The organism is Aeromonas sp. QDB18, from assembly GCF_027705325.1.
Lineage (GTDB): Bacteria > Pseudomonadota > Gammaproteobacteria > Enterobacterales > Aeromonadaceae > Aeromonas > Aeromonas caviae.
In genome coordinates this window covers 1-2,965 of sequence record NZ_JAPDBQ010000237.1, presented here as the reverse complement: position 1 = coordinate 2,965, position 2,965 = coordinate 1, and the positions used below count along the sequence as shown (strand labels likewise).

General features: G+C 64.5%; 2 protein-coding genes. One reads left to right on the top strand and one right to left on the bottom strand.

The window, feature by feature from the left end; all coding sequences use genetic code 11:
* Positions 1 to 204: 204 nt before the first annotated feature.
* Positions 205 to 1,632, bottom strand: coding sequence for a bifunctional D-glycero-beta-D-manno-heptose-7-phosphate kinase/D-glycero-beta-D-manno-heptose 1-phosphate adenylyltransferase HldE (hldE, locus tag OKC30_RS20355; RefSeq protein ID WP_039039759.1), 1,428 nt, complete (start codon positions 1,630 to 1,632; stop codon positions 205 to 207).
* A 248-nt stretch (positions 1,633 to 1,880) separates the two neighbouring features.
* Between hldE and lpxL the strand changes: the two genes are divergently transcribed.
* Positions 1,881 to 2,804 (top strand): LpxL/LpxP family Kdo(2)-lipid IV(A) lauroyl/palmitoleoyl acyltransferase, encoded by a 924-nt coding sequence (gene lpxL / locus OKC30_RS20350; RefSeq protein WP_160838321.1) that lies wholly within the window; start codon positions 1,881 to 1,883, stop codon positions 2,802 to 2,804.
* Positions 2,805 to 2,965 lie beyond the last annotated feature (161 nt).

Genomic DNA, 2,965 nt, shown 5'->3' with positions numbered 1-2,965 from the left:
AAAGCCAAACCACAGAAGTATGCGACGAGAAAACCTAGTAAAAACAATGCCAGTCAGGCTTAACTGACTGGCATTAGACCCCGGGGTCGCCTTTTTCATCTCTGTTCGCCGCTGGAAGTGCGTTGGTCGGGGCCTGCCAGGCAGCGGCCATGTCACCGACCCGGCAGCCCCATCAAAAAACCCGGCCTTGGCCGGGTTTTACGCTTATCCGCGCTCGCGGATGGTCTTGATGATGTCGGTGGTGGAGCAGCCGTCCTCGAAGTTCAGCACCCGCACCTCGCCGCCATTGGCGGTCACCTCGGCGTAACCGGCGATCTCTTCGGGCTTGTAGTCGCCCCCCTTGACCAGGAGGTCTGGCAGGATCTCGGCGATCAGACGCTGGGGAGTGTCTTCGCTGAAGGGGACCACCCAGTCCACGGCACCCAGGGCCGCCAGCACAGTCATACGGCGCTCGGTCGGGTTGACCGGGCGACCCGGCCCCTTGAGGCGACGCACGGACTCGTCGGTGTTCACCGCCACGATCAGGCGGTCCCCCAGCTTGCCCGCATTGGCCAGATAGGAGACATGACCCGCGTGCAGAATGTCGAAGCAGCCGTTGGTCATCACCACCTTCTCGCCGCGCAGACGGGCGGCCTGGACGGCCACCTTGAGCTGGGCCTCGGACATGACGCCAAAGCCGGTCTCCTGCTCGGTGTAGAGGGCGTTGGCCAGTTCCACCGGGCTCACGGTGGAGGTCCCCAGCTTGCCGACCACGATGCCGGCGGCGGTGTTGGCCAGGGCGCAGGCCTCATCCAGACTCTTGCCTGCGGCAAGGGAAGTCGCCAGGGTGGAGATGACGGTGTCACCGGCACCGGTGACGTCATAGACCTCGTGGGCCTGGGCCGGCAGGTGCAGCTCGGGCTGCCCTTCGCGGATCAGGGTCATGCCGTTCTCGGAACGGGTGACCAGCAGGGCATCCAGCTCGAAGCGCTTGACCAGCTCCAGCCCCCTGGCGACCAGGTCTTCTTCCCCCTTCACCTTGCCCACCACGGCCTCGAACTCGGACATGTTGGGGGTCAGCAGGGTGGCACCACGGTACTTCTCGAAATCGGTCCCCTTGGGGTCGACCAGCACGGGGATACCGGCGGCGCGGGCACGCCGGATCATGCCGGGCACGTCGTTGAGGGCGCCCTTTCCGTAGTCGGAGAGGATCATCACGTCCGCCTGGGGCAGCGCCTGCTCCACCTTGCCCATCAGCAGGCTGGCATCCACGTCGTGGAAGGCCTCTTCGAAGTCGAGACGCAGCAGTTGCTGGTTGCGGGACAGCACCCGCAGCTTGGTGATGGTCGGATAGTCGGTCAGGCGCACGAAATCACAGGCCACCTTGACCCCGGCCATCTGGCTGGCGAGGGCATCGGCGGCTTCATCCTGACCGGTCAGGCCCAGCAGCACGGCCTGGGCGCCGAGGGCGGCGGAGTTGAGCGCCACGTTGGCGGCGCCACCCGGACGCTCCTCGATGTGTTCGACCTTGACCACGGGGACCGGCGCCTCGGGGGAGATCCGGCCGGTAGGGCCATGCCAGTAGCGATCCAACATGACATCGCCAACGACCAGGATGCGGGCTTTTTCAAACTCGGGCAGGGTGATTTTCATCTGTATCGGCTCTCAAAACCTGAAAAATTCAGCGGCCGATTTTATCACACTCTTTTCCGGGGCGTGAAAAAAGCACGGCCCTGCCCCCTGATGCCCCCTCTGACCAGATGACGGCGATTCGCGCCCGCCCCCGCTTTTCGGATAGAATCCTCCACATGCGAGTGACCGCATCCGCGCCGGGCCACCCCACACAGGCCCCCCGGTTCGGTCGGACTCCCCCCTTTGCCTTTGCGAACAAGAGACTCTTCATGGCCCAAGAACACGCTCCCCGCCTCGAACCCCGTCTGTTCCATCCCCGTTACTGGGGGAGCTGGCTGGGCCTCTCCCTGCTCTGGCTGCTGGTGTTGCTGCCCTGGCGCAGTCAGATGTGGCTGGGCCGCCAGCTCGGCACCCTGGCCCGCAAGCTGCTGAAATCCCGCGTCAAGATTGCCCGCCGCAACCTGGAGCTGGCGATGCCCGAGCTCAGCCGGGATGAGCGCGAAGCCCTCCTGGTGCAGAACTTCGAGAGCGTGGGTTGCGCCATCTTCGAGGTGGGCATGGCCTGGTTCTGGCCAGACTGGCGGATGCGCCGCCTGATGAAGGTGGAAGGGGAAGAGCACGTCATCAACGCCATGGAGAAGGGCCAGGGGATGCTGCTGCTCTCCTGCCACTTCCTGACGCTGGAGCTCAATGCCCGCTGCTTCGGCCTGGTGCGCCCCGGGGTCGGTGTCTATCGCCCCAACACCAATCCGGTGCTGGAGTACGCCCAGTACCACGGTCGCTGCGCCTCCAACAAATACCTAGTGGACCGGATGGACGTGAAGGGGATGATCAAGGCGCTGCGCAACGGTGACGCCCTCTGGTATGCACCGGATCACGACTACGGCAGCCATGCCAGCGTCTTCGTGCCCTACTTCGCGGTGGTGCAGGCCGCCACCATCACGGGGACCGCCACCCTGGCCCGGGTGAAGAACACCGTCACCCTGCCCTGCTACAACATCCGCACCAAAGAGGGCTACACCCTGCATATAGGGGCGCCGCTGGAAGGCTACCCGAGCGGCGACGATCTGGCCGACGCCAGCCGCGCCAATCGCGAGATTGAAGCCGCCGTGCGCAAGGCACCGGAGCAGTACATGTGGCTGCACCGCCGCTTCAAGACCCGCCCCAATCCGGACGATCCCGGCTACTACTGATGCCCTCCCGCCCCGTCGACCGGGCAAGTCCAGACGACAGGACAGGATGGCACCGCGCCCCATGAAAAAGCCCTCGCACTGCGAGCAATGCTGTTCACTTAAGAGAATTTGAGTTCCAGTCCACGTAGTATCAGGGCTAAAAAATGAGGGAGGCATGATGC

Coding starts and splice junctions, on each gene's coding strand:
- hldE (WP_039039759.1), bottom strand. CDS start 1,632: ATGAAAATCACCCTGCCCGAGTTTGAAAAAGCCCGCATCCTGGTCGTT.
- lpxL (WP_160838321.1), top strand. CDS start 1,881: ATGGCCCAAGAACACGCTCCCCGCCTCGAACCCCGTCTGTTCCATCCC.